General features: G+C 71.0%; 12 protein-coding genes. 9 read left to right on the top strand and 3 right to left on the bottom strand.

The features are described 5' to 3' along the window. Positions 1 to 11: 11 nt before the first annotated feature. A complete protein-coding gene (locus tag OG937_15035; protein ID WUD72920.1) occupies positions 12 to 1,661 on the bottom strand; it encodes a PucR family transcriptional regulator ligand-binding domain-containing protein in 1,650 nt (549 codons plus the stop codon). Positions 1,662 to 1,942: 281 nt separating this feature from the next. On the opposite strand from OG937_15035, the gene OG937_15030 reads away from it, so the two are divergent. The 9 genes from OG937_15030 to OG937_14990 all read left to right on the top strand — a co-directional run bounded on the left by OG937_15030 (position 1,943) and on the right by OG937_14990 (position 12,215). After that, positions 1,943 to 3,460, top strand: coding sequence for a gamma-aminobutyraldehyde dehydrogenase (locus OG937_15030; GenBank protein WUD72919.1), 1,518 nt, complete (start codon positions 1,943 to 1,945; stop codon positions 3,458 to 3,460). A 91-nt stretch (positions 3,461 to 3,551) separates the two neighbouring features. Then, positions 3,552 to 4,781, top strand: coding sequence for a spermidine/putrescine ABC transporter substrate-binding protein (locus OG937_15025; GenBank protein ID WUD72918.1), 1,230 nt, complete (start codon positions 3,552 to 3,554; stop codon positions 4,779 to 4,781). Between the two features lie 29 nt (positions 4,782 to 4,810). Next, the gene (locus OG937_15020) at positions 4,811 to 5,992 is read left to right on the top strand and encodes an ABC transporter ATP-binding protein (GenBank protein ID WUD72917.1); all 1,182 of its coding nucleotides are present in this window, start codon (positions 4,811 to 4,813) and stop codon (positions 5,990 to 5,992) included. Then, positions 5,992 to 6,927: an ABC transporter permease gene (locus tag OG937_15015; protein ID WUD72916.1), complete on the top strand. Its 936-nt coding sequence runs from the start codon at positions 5,992 to 5,994 to the stop codon at positions 6,925 to 6,927. The genes OG937_15020 and OG937_15015 overlap by 1 nt, the downstream gene beginning before the upstream one ends. Beyond that, on the top strand, positions 6,927 to 7,727 hold the full coding sequence (locus OG937_15010; protein ID WUD72915.1) for an ABC transporter permease: 801 nt from the start codon (positions 6,927 to 6,929) through the stop codon (positions 7,725 to 7,727). Before OG937_15015 ends, OG937_15010 begins: the two co-directional genes overlap by 1 nt. Positions 7,728 to 7,761: 34 nt before the next feature. After that, positions 7,762 to 9,156: an FAD-binding oxidoreductase gene (locus OG937_15005; protein ID WUD72914.1), complete on the top strand. Its 1,395-nt coding sequence runs from the start codon at positions 7,762 to 7,764 to the stop codon at positions 9,154 to 9,156. Positions 9,157 to 9,296: 140 nt separating this feature from the next. Next, positions 9,297 to 9,767 carry a hypothetical protein gene (locus tag OG937_15000; GenBank protein WUD72913.1) on the top strand — a complete coding sequence of 157 codons (471 nt, stop codon included), beginning with the start codon at positions 9,297 to 9,299 and terminating at the stop codon, positions 9,765 to 9,767. A gap of 159 nt (positions 9,768 to 9,926) precedes the next feature. Then, the gene (locus tag OG937_14995) at positions 9,927 to 10,619 is read left to right on the top strand and encodes a nucleotidyl transferase AbiEii/AbiGii toxin family protein (protein ID WUD72912.1); all 693 of its coding nucleotides are present in this window, start codon (positions 9,927 to 9,929) and stop codon (positions 10,617 to 10,619) included. A gap of 90 nt (positions 10,620 to 10,709) precedes the next feature. Further along, complete coding sequence (locus OG937_14990; protein WUD72911.1) at positions 10,710 to 12,215, top strand: CoA-acylating methylmalonate-semialdehyde dehydrogenase; 1,506 nt, start codon at positions 10,710 to 10,712, stop codon at positions 12,213 to 12,215. On the opposite strand, the gene OG937_14985 is transcribed toward OG937_14990, so the two are convergent. Both OG937_14985 and gabT read right to left on the bottom strand, forming a co-directional pair. Next, entirely contained in the window at positions 12,187 to 12,810 is a 624-nt protein-coding gene (locus OG937_14985; protein WUD72910.1) for a phosphatase PAP2 family protein, read from the bottom strand. The two genes, OG937_14990 and OG937_14985, sit on opposite strands and share 29 nt — an antisense overlap. A gap of 352 nt (positions 12,811 to 13,162) precedes the next feature. Further along, positions 13,163 to 14,494, bottom strand: a complete 1,332-nt coding sequence (gene gabT / locus OG937_14980) for a 4-aminobutyrate--2-oxoglutarate transaminase (GenBank protein WUD72909.1) — start codon at positions 14,492 to 14,494, stop codon at positions 13,163 to 13,165. Positions 14,495 to 14,690: the final 196 nt, after the last annotated feature.

The raw sequence follows: 14,690 nt of genomic DNA, 5'->3' as shown, positions 1-14,690 counted from the left end.
GCGGGGCCGCCTCAGCGCCGCACCGCGTCCAGCGCCAGCAGGGCCACGTGCAGCGAGAGGCAGGACTCGACCTGGTCCAGGTCGATGCCGAGGACGCGCTCGACCCGGTGCAGCCGGTCGTAGAAGGAGGGCCGCGACAGGTGCGCGGCGTCGGCCGCGGCCGACTTGTTGCGGCCGGCGTCCAGGTAGACGGTGAGGATCCGGACGAGGTCCGTGCCGTGCTCGGCGTCGTACGAGAGCAGCGGGCCGAGCTCGCGCTCGACGTACGTCTGCAGCCGCGCGTCGTCGCGCAGGAGGTGCAGCAGGCCGCGCAACCGGACGTCGGGCAGCCGGTAATAGGTGCCCGCCTTGCGCCCGCCGTGCATCGCGGCGTCCGCGACCTGTGCCGCCTCCAGCAGGGTGCGGCGGGCGTCGCGCAGGGAGCCGACGGAGGAGCCGGCCGCCATGACGAAGGCGGGGCCGCCGTCGGGGGCGGACTCGGTCAGCCGGGTGAGCGCGGCGGCGAAGTCCTCCAGTGCGGTGTGCTCGTGGTCGGACGGGCCGAGGGAGACCAGCACGCCGACGCCGCCGTCGTCGAGGGTGCCGGTGAGCGCGGTCAGGCCCCGCTCGCGCACGGCCTGGGCGGCGGTCTCGGTGAAGTCCCGCAGCCGGGCCTGCGCCTCCAGGGCGGCCGAGGCCGGTCCGCCGCGCAGCCGCAGCATGACGCCGACCAGCCGCCGGCCCTCCAGCGGCACGCCCAGGGCGCGGGCGCGCAGCGCCACGTCGGAGACGGTCAGGGCGTGGGTGAGGATGCCGGAGAGCAGGGTGCGGTGGGTCTGCCGTTCCAGGGACTCCCGGTCGCGCTCCAGCAGCCGGTTGAGCGCGAGGGTGGCCGCCCCCCGCTCCAGCAGCACGCTGTGCCGGTGCGGGCGTTCGCCCGGTTCCGGCTCCTCGTCGGGCGTGGGCTCGCCGACGATCACCAGCCTGCCCCAGTCGCGGCCGCGCGCCCCCACGGCGGTGACCAGCCAGCCGGTGCGCGGGTCGTGGCCGGTGCGCCCGGCCGGGTGGACGCCGCGGCTGCGCCGCTCCCAGCCGTCGAGCAGGGCCTCCGGGTCCTGGCCGGCCGGGTCGAAGGCGAGCACCTGGTGGGAGAGGTTCTCCAGCACGACGGGCGCGCCCGCCATCCGGGCCACCTCCCGCACGACCTCATCGGGCTCCGCGCCCTCGACGGACAGCTCGTTGAAGATCTGGTGCACCGCCTCCGACGCCCGCAGCTCGGTCAGCTGGGCGTCGACGACGTGGGCGTGCACGGCCTCGGTCACCGCCACGAAGCGCACCTCGGTACGGAGTGCCACCAGCGGCAGTCCGCGCCGTTCCGCGGCCCGGACCAGGGGGCGGGGGAGGGCGTCCGCGTAGCGCCGGCCCAGTTCGAGGACGAGGCCCGCGGCGCCGACGTCGGCGAGGCCGTCGATGTAGCGGGCCAGGGACTCCTTGTCGTCGGGCAGCATCACGCCCGTGGTGAGGACCAGCTCGCCCCCGTGGAGCATGCCCGCGATGTCGGCCAGCTCGCTGATGTGCACCCAGCGCACCGGGCGCTGCAGTCCGCCGGAGCCGGCGACCACCTGCGGCGAACCCCGCCTGAGCACGTCCAGTTCCAGGACCTCGGCGACGGTGGGAAACACGGTGACCTCCGGGGCGGAACGGGGGCGGAACGTCGTGCCACCGTAGCTCCAGGGTGTAAAGGCCCCCGTCGCACGGCATGCGATGTGTCGGTTGCCCGGTGTACGTGGGGCCCGGCATCGTCCACGGTGACGATCTGTTGCGGCCGCCAGGTGAACACAGAATTCGTCGCGTAACCAAAAGGCAACAACGGAATCACTTGTTGGGGCGAGCCTACTCTGTCAGGATCGTCCACCAATCAAGGCTTTGGCCACGCCGCCGAGCCGAGTGCGAGGAGAAGACGATGGACCTCAGCGCGAACGGCGAGTTCGATGTGAGGGAGCGTTTCGCCGAGGGGGCCCAGTACATCGGCGGAACCTTGCGCCCCGGCACCTCGGGCCGGCGGCACCCCGTGGTCGACCCGGCCACCGGCGAGACCGTGTACTCCTGTGAACTGGCCGGCACCGCCGACGTGGACGCCGCCGTCGCCGCCGCCTCGGAGGCGCTGCCCGGCTGGGCCGGCGCCACCCCCGGTGCGCGCTCCGACGCCATGCACCGCTTCGCCGGCGTCCTCGCGGCGCAGGCCGCCGAGTTCGCGTACGCCGAGTCGCTGCAGTGCGGCAAACCGCTCCGGCTGACCACCGAGTTCGACGTCCCGGGCACCGTCGACAACACCGCCTTCTTCGCGGGCGCCGCCCGTCACTTGGAGGGCAAGGCGGCGGGGGAGTACTCCGGCGACCACACCTCCTACGTGCGGCGCGAGCCCGTCGGCGTCGTGGGCTCCATCGCACCGTGGAACTACCCGCTGCAGATGGCCGCCTGGAAGGTCCTCCCGGCGATCGCCGCGGGCAACACCATCGTGCTCAAGCCGGCCGAGCTGACCCCGCTGACCTCGCTGATGTTCGCCCAGGCGGCGACCGAGGCGGGCATCCCGGCGGGCGTGGTCAACATCGTCACCGGCGCCGGCCAGGAGGCGGGCGAGCACCTGGTGGGGCACCCGGACGTCGCCATGACCTCCTTCACCGGCTCCACCGCGGTCGGCAAGCGCGTCGCGGAGATCGCCACCGCCACCGTCAAGCGGCTCCACCTGGAACTCGGCGGCAAGGCGCCCTTCGTCGTGTTCGACGACGCCGACCTGGAGGCGGCCGTCCACGGCGCGGTCGCCGGTGCCCTGATCAACACCGGCCAGGACTGCACCGCCGCGACCCGTGCCTACGTGCAGCGCCCCCTCTACGACGCCTTCGTCGCCGGGGTCGCCGACCTCTTCTCCGGCATCCGCGTGGGCGATCCCTTCGACGCCAAGACCGACCTCGGCCCGCTCATCTCCCACACCCAGCGCGACCGTGTCGCCGCCTTCGTGGAGCGCGCCCGCTCCTACGCCACGGTCGTCACCGGCGGGCACGCTCCCACGTCGGCGGGCGCCTTCTACCGGCCCACGCTGGTCACCGGCGCCGCGCAGGACAGCGAGATCGTCCAGTCCGAGATCTTCGGGCCGGTACTGGTCGTGCTGCCGTTCGACAGCGATGATGAAGGTCTGGCCCTGGCCAACGACACGCCGTACGGTCTGGCCGCGTCCGCGTGGACCCGTGACGTCTTCCGTGCGGGCCGTGCCACCCGTGAGATCAAGGCGGGGTGCGTCTGGGTCAACGACCACATCCCGATCATCAGCGAGATGCCGCACGGGGGCTACCGGGCCTCCGGGTACGGCAAGGACATGTCGGTGTACTCCCTGGAGGAGTACACGCAGGTCAAGCACGTGATGTACGACAACACCGCGGTCGCCAGGAAGGACTGGCACCGCACGATCTTCGGCGACCGCTGACCCCTCGGCCGCCGGCCCCTCCGGGACCGCCCCCCACCGGCCCGCTAGCCCGTCCGTCCCACGCACCACCGCCCCTGGAGGCCGCACCGCAATGGAGATGTTCGAGGGCCTGTCCGAGCCCGTACGCAAAGCGTGGGAACGCAGCCTGACCAACGGGAGGGCATCGGTCAGCCGGCGCCGGGTGCTCGGCGCGGGGCTCGGCGTCGCGGGCGCCGGGACGCTGTCCGCCTGCGGCATCCCGGCCGCCACCAACAACCAGGGCGGTGTGAAGAGCGACGACCTGTCCGACAAGGACAAGTCGCTGGTCTTCTCGAACTGGCAGCTCTACATCGACATGAGCGACGACGAGAAGCACATGCCGACCCTGGAGGCCTTCGAGAAGAAGACCGGGATCAAGGTCAAGTACAGCGACGACATCACCGACAACGTCGAGTTCTTCGCCAAGATCAAACCACAGCTCGCCGCAGGCCAGTCCACCGGCCGCGACCTGGTCGTCCTCACCGACTGGATGGCCGCCCGGATGATCCGCCTGGGCTGGGCCCAGCCGCTGGACCCCACCTACCTGCCGAACGCGTTCACCAACCTGGAGCAACGTTTCCGCAACCCCGACTGGGACCCCGGACGCGCCCACTCCTACCCCTGGCAGGGCATCGCCACCGTCATCGCCTACAACGAGAAGGCGACCAAGGGGAAGAAGGTCGGCAGCGTCTCCCAGCTGCTGGACGACCCCGACCTCAAGGGCCGCGTCGCCATGCTCAGCGAGATGCGCGACACCATAGGCATGACCCTGCTCGACATGGGCAAGCGGCCGGAGTCCTTCACCGCGGACGACTTCGACGCGGCCGTGGCCCGCGTCCAGAAGGCCGTGGACAACAAGCAGATCCGCCAGTTCACCGGCAACGAGTACACCGACGGCCTCGCCTCGGGGAACATCGCCGCCTGCGTCGCCTGGGCCGGCGACCTGGTGCAGCTCCAGGCCGACAACCCCGAGATCAAGTTCGTGATCCCGCCCGCCGGCTACATCTACTCCACCGACAACATGCTGGTCCCGGCGGGTTCCAAGCACCGCAAGAACGCCGAGCGGCTCATGGACTGGTACTACCAGCCCGCGATCGCCGCCGAGCTCGCGGCATGGGTCAACTACATCACGCCCTGCACGGGCGTCTACGAGGAACTCCTCAAGATCGACAAGGACGTGGCCAACAACCCGCTGATCATTCCCAACGCGGAGATGAAGGCGAAGGCCCATCCCTTCCGGTCGCTCTCCTCCAAGGAGGAGACCGCCTTCGAGGACAAGTTCGCCAAGCTCATCGGCGCCTGACCGGCCACCGCAGTTAGGGATCTGACGACATGACCCAGCAGACCGCACCGCTCACCGAGCCGGCCGGCGGCAAGAACCCCGCCTCCGCGGGCGGCGCCGTGACCCTCACCGGCATCGGCAAGGACTACGGCGACTTCACCGCCGTCCACCCGCTCGACCTCACCATCCCCGAGGGCTCCTTCTTCGCGCTCCTGGGTGCCTCCGGCTGCGGCAAGACCACCACGCTGCGCATGATCGCCGGTCTGGAGGACCCCAGCAGCGGCACCGTCCGCATCGGCGACCAGGACGTCACCGGCCTGCCGCCGTACAAGCGCCCGGTCAACACGGTCTTCCAGAACTACGCGCTCTTCCCGCACCTCGACATCTACGAGAACGTCGCCTTCGGCCTGCGCCGCCGCGGCATCAAGTCCGTCAAGGGCCAGGTCGGGGACATGCTCGACCTCGTCGAGCTGGGTCACCTCGCCCGCCGCAAGCCGCACCAGCTCTCCGGCGGCCAGCAGCAGCGCGTCGCCGTCGCCCGTGCCCTGATCAACCACCCCAAGGTGCTGCTCCTCGACGAACCGCTGGGCGCCCTGGACCTGAAGCTGCGCCGCCAGATGCAGCTGGAGCTCAAGCGCATCCAGACCGAGGTCGGCATCACCTTCGTGCACGTCACGCACGACCAGGAAGAGGCCATGACCATGGCCGACACCATCGCCGTGATGAACGCGGGCCGCATCGAGCAGCTCGGCGCGCCCACCGACCTGTACGAGAACCCCAGCACCACCTTCGTCGCCAACTTCCTCGGCCAGTCCAACCTCATCGAGGCCGAGGTCGCCGGTACCAGCGGCGACGACCTGCTGCTCAGCGTCGGGGACGGCCGTCTGGCGATGCCCAGCGCACGGTGCGTCCCCTCCGTGCAGGCGGGCGACAAGCTCCTCGCCGGGGTGCGCCCCGAGAAGATCTCCATCGTCCACGCCGACGACGCGGCCGAGGTCCCCGAGGGCCGCAACAAGATCACCGGGCGGATCGTCGACGCCAGCTTCATCGGCGTCTCCACCCAGTACGTCGTCAACAGCCCCTGGTGCCCGGAGCTGGCCGTCTTCGCGCAGAACGTCGAACGCGACGGCCGTCTCGTCCCCGGCGCCGAGGTGGTGCTGCACTGGAGCCCCGCGCACACCTTCGGTCTCGACGCCGCACAGGACATCGAGGCCGGGGAGGTCAACGCGTAATGGCCGCCCTTTCCACCGCCCCCGCCGGGGCACCGGAGGAGACCCCGCCGGTCCCGGCCGGCGCCGCCGCCCGGCGGCGCAGACTCGTCCCCTACTGGCTGCTGCTGCCCGGCATCCTGTGGCTGTTGGTCTTCTTCGCCGCCCCGATGGTCTACCAGGCCTCGACCTCGGTGCAGACCGGCTCCCTGGAGACCGGCTACCGCGTCACCTGGCACTTCGCGACCTACTGGGACGCGTTCAAGGAATACGACGTCTTCTACCTGCGCTCGCTGATCTACGCCGGCATCGCCACCGTGCTGTGCCTGGCGATCGGCTACCCGCTGGCGTACACCATCGCCTTCAAGGCGGGCCGCTGGCGGAACGTGCTGCTGGTCATGGTCATCGCGCCGTTCTTCACCAGCTTCCTGATCCGCACCCTGGCCTGGAAGACGATCCTCGCGGACGACGGCTACGTCGTCACCGTGCTGGACAAGCTGCACATCCTCAGCGTCACCGCGTCCCTGGGCATCACCGCCGACGACCGCGTGCTCGCCACCCCGCTGGCGGTGGTGTGCGGTCTGACGTACAACTTCCTGCCCTTCATGATCCTGCCGCTCTACAGCTCGCTGGAGCGCATCGACCCGCGGCTGCACGAGGCGGCGGGCGACCTGTACGCCCGGCCCTTCACCACCTTCCGCAAGGTGACCTTCCCGATCTCGCTGCCCGGCGTCGTGGCCGGCACGCTGCTCACCTTCATCCCCGCCTCCGGCGACTACATCAACGCCGAGTTGCTGGGCAGCCCCAGCGAGCAGATGATCGGCAACGTCATCCAGTCCAAGTTCCTCACGGTGCTCGACTACCCGACCGCCGCCGCACTGTCCTTCATCCTCATGGCCGCGATCCTGGTGATCGTGTCCGTCTACATCCGCAAGGCGGGGACGGAGGAACTGGTCTGATGCCCGTGCTGAACTGGGTGCGACGGCGCCTCGTCGTCTTCGCCGCCGCGGCCGCACTCGCCTACATGACGATCCCCAACGTGATCGTCCTGATCTTCTCCTTCAACCAGCCCAAGGGCCGCTTCAACTACTCCTGGAACCACTTCTCGCTCGACGCCTGGGCCAACCCCTGCGGTGTCGGCGACATGTGCGACTCGGTGTCGCTGTCCCTGGAGATCGCCGTACTCGCCACCATCGGCGCCACGATCCTCGGCACCATGGTCGCCTTCGCGCTCGGCCGCTACCGCTTCCGCGGCCGCGGCCCGGTGACCGGCCTGATCTGGCTGCCGATGGCGATGCCCGAGATCGTCATGGGCGCCTCGCTCGGCACCCTCTTCCTCAACATGCGCATCCAGTTCGGCTTCTGGACCATCCTCATCGCGCACATCATGTTCTGCCTCAGCTTCGTCGTGACGGCGGTCAAGGCGCGCGTGATGAGCATGGACCCGCGGCTGGAGCAGGCCGCGCAGGACCTGTACGCCACACCGTGGTCGACGTTCTGGCGGATCACCTTCCCGATCGCCGCGCCCGGCATCGCGGCGGGAGCGCTGCTCAGCTTCGCGATCTCCATCGACGACTTCATCATCACGCAGTTCAACGCCGGCCCGGCCACCGTGACCTTCCCGATGTTCGTCTGGGGCGCGGCCCAGAAGGGCCTGCCCGTCCAGGTGAACGTCATCGGCACGCTGATGTTCGTCGTGGCGGTGCTGTGCGTCGTCGTCGGACAGCTGCTCAGCCGCCGCAGGAAAGCCCATAGTTAATCCGCCGACCGCATCCGCAAAGGTGTGAGACCCCATGGATCCAGCCCGTTCGCTCGCCGACGCGCAGCCGACACCGTTCTGGCTGGAGGATCCCGGCAGGCCGCAGGCCGGCTCCGCGCTCGTCGGCGACGAGCACTGTGACCTGCTGGTGGTCGGCGGCGGCTACACCGGGCTGTGGACCGCGTTGCTCGCCAAGGAGCGCGACCCGCGCCGCGACGTCGTCCTGATCGAGGGCAAGGAGGTGGGCTGGGCGGCGTCCGGCCGCAACGGCGGCTTCTGCGCCGCCAGCCTCACCCACGGCCTGGCCAACGGACTCGCCCGCTGGCCCGAGGAGTTCGGGCGACTGGAGGAGCTGGGCAACCGCAACCTCGACGGCATCGAGGAGGCGGTGGACCGCTACTCCATCGACTGCGACTTCGAACGCTCCGGAGAGATCGACGTCGCCACCGAGCCCTACCAGCTCGACGACCTCCAGGCCTCCGCCGAGGAGGCCGCCCGGCACGGCGTCGAACTGGAGCTGCTCGACCGTGACCAGGTCCGTGCCGAGGTCGACTCGCCGACCTTCGTGGGCGGGCTGTGGGACCGCAGGGGCGTCGCCATGCTGCACCCGGCGAAGCTCGCCTGGGGCCTCAAGCGGGCCTGCGAGGAGCTGGGCGTACGCGTCTACGAGCACACCCGTGCCACCCAGCTCGCCCGCAACGGCTCCGGCATGGCCGTACGCACCCCGTACGGGCGGGTCTTCGCCCGGCACGTCGCGCTCGGCACCAACGTCTTCCCCTCGTTGGTGCGCCGGGTGCGTCCCTACATCGTCCCCGTGTACGACTACGCGCTGGTGACCGAGCCGCTGACGCCGCAGCAGCTCGGCGCGATCGGCTGGAAGAAGCGCCAGGGGCTCGGCGACAGCGCCAACCAGTTCCACTACTTCCGGCTCACCGCCGACAACCGCGTCCTGTGGGGCGGCTACGACGCCATCTACCCGTACGGCGGCCGCCTGGACGCCGCACGCGACGAACGCCCGGAGACCTACCTGAAGCTCGCCGGGCACTTCTTCCGCTGCTTCCCGCAACTGGAGGGCGTGCGCTTCAGCCATGCGTGGGGCGGCGCGATCGACACCTGCTCGCGCTTCTCGGCCTTCTACGGCACCGCCCACGACGGGAAGGTCGCCTACGCCGCCGGCTACACCGGCCTCGGCGTCGGTGCCACCCGCTTCGGCGGGGACGTCATGCTCGACCTGCTCTCCGGCGAGCGCACCGACCGCACCGCACTGCGCATGGTCCGCACCAAGCCGCTGCCCTTCCCGCCCGAGCCCCTGGCGTGGGCGGGCATCGGCCTCACCAAGTGGTCGCTGGACCGCGCCGACCGCAACGCCGGCCGGCGCAACCTGTGGCTCAAGACGATGGACCGGCTCGGCCTCGGCTTCGACAGCTGACCGCCCGTGCCGCACCCCCTGCGCACCTTGTGAGCCGGATCACCCCATCGGGCGTGGTGAAACCCGCGTAATGATCCGGCCCCGGCCTCCTCTCTCCGCGTGACAGCACGACAGCGCACACACGGAACGGAGGAACCGGCATGGTGGGCACAGACGCGCGGGGCGCGGTCGAATGGCTGGTTTCCGTGGCACCCGACCCCGACGCCACCCGGTGGGAATGGGAGCGGCACCCCCTCGGGGTGACGCTCCTGCCCGCCGGGCGGCTGTGGGACGTCCTCATCCTCACCGGCGAACTGGGCTACCCGACGCTCGACGTCCTCACCCGTCTCGTCGACCGCCCGGGCCCGGTCCTGGCCGACTTCGGCGACTCCCGCATGGGCTACTTCGTACCCCCGGGCACCGCCGCCCGCTGGATCGGCACCGGGGTCCGCACCGCGGGCCCCGGCACCTGGATCGTGGTCCCCTACCCCGGCCGCGCCACGGGCGGCGTCCGCTGGCTCGTGCCGCCGGACGGCACCGGCAACCTCACCGACCCCGGCGTCCTGGAGCTGGCCATGCACGAGGCGGCGGCCCACCTGGCGGGACGGCGCGGCCGTGATCCGGGCGAGTGACCCCGCGCCCGGGGGCCCGCCATCCGTACGCCCCCGTGCGCGACACTGGTGCCATGATCCGCACGGAACGCGGCCGGCCCCGGAGCGGCCCCGGATACCCGGGCGCGCCACGGCGCGCGCCTGCCTCCACCCCCGCGCCTGCCACCGCGGCGGGCTGACATGGACCTCACGCCCGGCCTTGCGCACCTCGTCGAGACCGCCCTGCCCGTCTGCGGGCGCCACGGCCTCGCCGTGGCGGGCGGCCTCGCGCTGATCGCGCACGGCTTCGACCGCCGCCCGTCCCGCCACCTCGACCTGGTGACCTTCAGCTCCACACCGGCAGGCGACATCGGTGCCGCGCTCGCGGCCGCGTACACCGGGGCAGGTTACGAGGTGGTCGCGCTGCCCGGCACACCGCTGGCCGCCCACCTCGGGGCCACTTTGCCGGGCGATGCCGGCCACACGGTCCACGTCGCCAAGCAGCCGCTCTCCCGTCCCCCGGTCCGTGTCGGCCTCGGCCTGTCCGGACCCGTGCCGGTGGTGGCGCTTGAGGACTGCGCCGCGCTGAAGGTGGCCGCCGTCGCCGACCGCGCCACCGTGCGCGACCTGGTCGACGTCCACGCCCTGACCGCCTGGTTCACGCCGGGGGAGCTGCTGACGATGGCCGTCCACCTCGACGAGGACCTCCAGCCGCGCCTCCTCGCCGACCGCCTCGACAAGCTCGTCGAGGCCGACGACGCGGCGTACGCGGCGCAGGGGCTGGACGGCGCGGCCGTCGCCGCCGCCAAGCGCTGGGCCTTCGAGTGGGCGCAGGACATCCGGCTGGACCTCATGGAGGGCATGGAGCACCCCGACGAGCTGTACGACCTGTAAAGCTCCTGCCTCCGACGCCGACACCTTGGTGCTTGAGGGGGTCCCGCCCGCTGACGAGACTGGCAGGAGACGAGGAGAGGAAGGTCCGCCGTGACCGACAAGCACATCACGCACTGGATCGCCGGACAGACGTGGACCGGCACCACGGAGCGGCACGGGGACGTGTACGACCCCGCCACCGGGGCCGTGACCGGTCGGGTGGACTTCGCGTCGATCTCCGAGGTCGACCAGGCCGTCGGCGCGGCCGCCGCCGCGTTCAAGGAGTGGCGCAACGCCTCCGTCGCCAAGCGCACCTCGGTGCTCTTCGCCTTCCGCGAGCTCCTCAACGCCCAGCGCGACGAGCTGGCGGCGATCATCGTCTCCGAGCACGGCAAGGTGCACTCCGACGCGCTCGGCGAGATCGCCCGCGGCCTGGAGGTCGTCGAGTACGCCTGCGGCATCCCGCAGCTCATCAAGGGCGGCTTCACCGAGCAGGCCTCGACCGGCATCGACGTCTACTCGATCCGCCAGCCGCTCGGCCCGGTCGCGATCATCTCGCCCTTCAACTTCCCGGCCATGGTGCCGATGTGGTTCTTCCCCATCGCCATCGCCGCGGGCAACACCGTCGTCGTCAAGCCCTCCGAGAAGGACCCGTCCGCCGCCAACTTCCTGGCCGGGTTGTGGAAGCAGGCCGGGCTGCCGGACGGCGTCTTCAACGTCGTGCACGGCGACAAGGTCGCCGTCGACCGCCTCCTGGAGCACCCGGACGTCAAGTCCGTCTCCTTCGTCGGCTCCACCCCGATCGCCCGGTACGTCTACGAGACCGGCACCCGCTACGGCAAGCGCGTCCAGGCCCTGGGCGGCGCCAAGAATCACATGCTGGTGCTGCCGGACGCGGACCTGGACCTCGCCGCCGACGCCGCCGTCAACGCCGGGTTCGGCGCGGCCGGCGAGCGCTGCATGGCCGTGTCCGTCCTGGTCGCGGTCGACCCGATCGGCGACACGCTGGTCGAGAAGATCAAGGAGCGGATGGCCGGGCTCACGGTCGGCCCCGGCTGCAACGCCGCCTCCGAGATGGGCCCGCTGGTCACCGGCGTCCACCGCGACAAGGTGACGTCCTACCTCGACGCGGGCCTCGCCGACGGCGCGACCCTCGCCGTGGACGGCCGTGAGCACGCCGTCACCGGGGAGGACACCGCGGACGGCTTCTGGCTCGGCCCGACCCTCTTCGACGACGTCAAGCCCGGCATGTCCGTCTACAACGACGAGATCTTCGGCCCGGTCCTGTCCGTGGTCCGCGTGGGCTCGTACGACGAGGGCCTGGAGCTGATCAACACCAACCCGTACGGCAACGGCACGGCCATCTTCACCAACGACGGCGGCGCCGCCCGGCGCTTCCAGCACGACGTCGAGGTCGGCATGGTCGGCATCAACGTGCCGATCCCGGTGCCGGTGGCGTACTACTCCTTCGGCGGTTGGAAGGCCTCGCTGTTCGGCGACACGCACGCGTACGGCCCGGACGGCGTCCACTTCTTCACCCGCGGCAAGGCCGTCACCCAGCGGTGGCTCGACCCGAGCCACGGCGGCATCAACCTCGGTTTCCCGACCAACAACTGACCGCCAGGGCGGCGCCCGCGAGCAGGGCGCCGCACAGCAGCCAACTCCCCACCACGTCGAGCGGCCAGTGGTAGCCGCAGCGGACCAGGGCGACCCCCACCGCACCGTTGAGCAGCACGGCGGCCGCGACCAGCAGCCGCCGTGCCGCTGTGCGTACCAGCCAGGGCAGCAGCAGAAGCACGGCGCCGCCGTACGCGGCGGCCGCCGTGGCCGCGTGGCCGGAGGGGTAGAACCCGGGATAGCCGGGGGAGAGGGCCGGCGAACCGGGGCCGGCCCGGTCGATCAGCGGCTTCACCAGGGCGACCAGCAGCGGCGCCACGACCATCACCAGCGCGTACGCCAGCGGCGGCAGCCAGGGGCGGGGCAGTCGGTACCGGTGGGCGCACCAGGTGGTACAGACCATCGCAAGCAGCAGTACGGGCACGGCGACCTGCCAGTTGCCCAGGTCGGCCAGGAACCGCGCGACGGCGGAGCGGTCCGCGGGGTGGGGGGAGGATCCCGCAAGGGTGGCACGCACCGGCCCGTCCACGGCCAGCAGGCGCCCTCGTAGTGCTTCCTGCCAGGTCAGCAGTCCGAAGAGCGCCGTGCACACCACGGCCACCAGAGAAGTTGGCCGCCCCGGAACAGGGGGGAGAGTTCCGGGGCGGCCAGAACGATCGCCGTACCGCCCGCCCCGGGGGGTTTGGGGCAAGCGGCCGACCGATCGGCGAGGATTGCCGGAGCCTTCGGCTTCGGCGCTGTGCGCGAGGGCACTGCTGTGCCGGTGATGGGGAGTCACCGGCAAAGTGTCGCCCGCGGACTTCCGCAGACGGGGTGTTGCATCCATCTGCGGAAACCGTACGTCACCAGGGGGCCGCCCGGCAGGGGTTGCACCCTCCCGCCATCAGGCCCGCACACCTTCTTCACGCTGTGTGTCGTGCGCCCTCGGTCACGGGCGAAATACCTGGTCACAGCCGGGCGAGAGCGCCCTCGATGATGTCCAGGCCCTCGTTCAGCAGGTCCTCCCCGATGACCAGCGGCGGCAGGAAGCGCAGCACGTTCCCGTAGGTGCCACAGGTCAGGACCACCAGGCCCTCGGCGTGGCAGGCCTTGGCCACGGCGGCGGTCGCCGCGGCGTTGGGGTTCTTGCCGCCCGGCTCCACCAGCTCGATCGCGATCATGGCGCCGCGGCCGCGGACCTCACCGATGATCTCGAACTTCTCCTGCATGCCGCGCAGCCGGCCGAGCATGATCTCGCCGATGCGGCGGGCCTTGGCGTTGAGGTCCTGCTCCTTCATCGTCTCGATGGCGCCGAGCGCACCGGCGCACGCCACCGGGTTGCCGCCGTAGGTGCCGCCCAGACCGCCGGAGTGCGCGGCGTCCATGATCTCGGCGCGGCCGGTCACCGCGGCCAGCGGCAGACCGCCGGCGATGCCCTTGGCGGTGGTGATCAGGTCCGGGACGATGCCCTCGTCGTCGCAGGCGAACCACTGGCCGGTGCGGCAGAAGCCGGTCTGGATCTCGTCCGCGACGAAGACGATGCCGTTCGCCCGGGCGAACTCCACCAGCTTCGGCAGGAAGCCCTTGGCCGGCTCGATGAAGCCGCCCTCGCCCTGGATCGGCTCGATCACGATCGCGGCCACGTTCTCGGCCCCGACCTGCTTGGTGATCATGTCGATCGCCTGGGCCGCGGCCTCCTCCGCGCAGTTCTCCGCGCCGGTCAGCCAGCGGTAGGGGTAGGCCAGCGGCATGCGGTAGACCTCGGGCGCGAACGGGCCGAACGAGTGCTTGTACGGCATGTTCTTCGCCGTCAGCGCCATCGTCAGGTTGGTGCGGCCGTGGTAGCCGTGGTCAAAGACGACGACGGCCTGCCGCTTGGTGTACGCGCGGGCGATCTTCACCGCGTTCTCGACGGCCTCGGCACCGGAGTTGAACAGCGCGGTGCGCTTCTCGTGGTCGCCCGGGGTCAGCTCGTTGAGGGCCTCGGCGACCTCCACGTAGCCCTCGTACGGCGTCACCATGAAACAGGTGTGGGTGAAGTCGGCCAGCTGCGCCGACGCGCGGCGCACGACCGCCTCGGCGCTGTTGCCGACCGAGGTCACCGCGATGCCGGAGCCGAAGTCGATCAGGGAGTTGCCGTCCACGTCCTCCAGGACGCCGCCGCCGGCGCGGGTGACAAAGACGGGCAGGGTCACGCCGACACCGCTCGCGACCGCCGCCGTCTTGCGCGCCAGCAGCTCCTGCGACTTGGGGCCGGGGATCGGGGTGACGAGTCGACGCTCCTGGGCCAGATCGGTCATGGCGGACGTACTCCTTCGAACCGTGGTCTTTTCTCGCAGGCTAAGCCCGTACGGCGGAGCCCCGCACACTCCGATAGGGCGCACTGCGGAATGCCTCTTCGACGTGACGGACATGAGCGTGCCAAGATCCTTCAGACTGCGGTGGCCGCTCGACTACATTGAGTGCGGACCTGCGAGGGGTGGCACACGCGATGGA

Source organism: Streptomyces sp. NBC_00510 (assembly GCA_036013505.1).
Taxonomy (GTDB): domain Bacteria; phylum Actinomycetota; class Actinomycetes; order Streptomycetales; family Streptomycetaceae; genus Actinacidiphila.
This window is presented reverse-complemented; position numbering and strand designations above follow the sequence as displayed.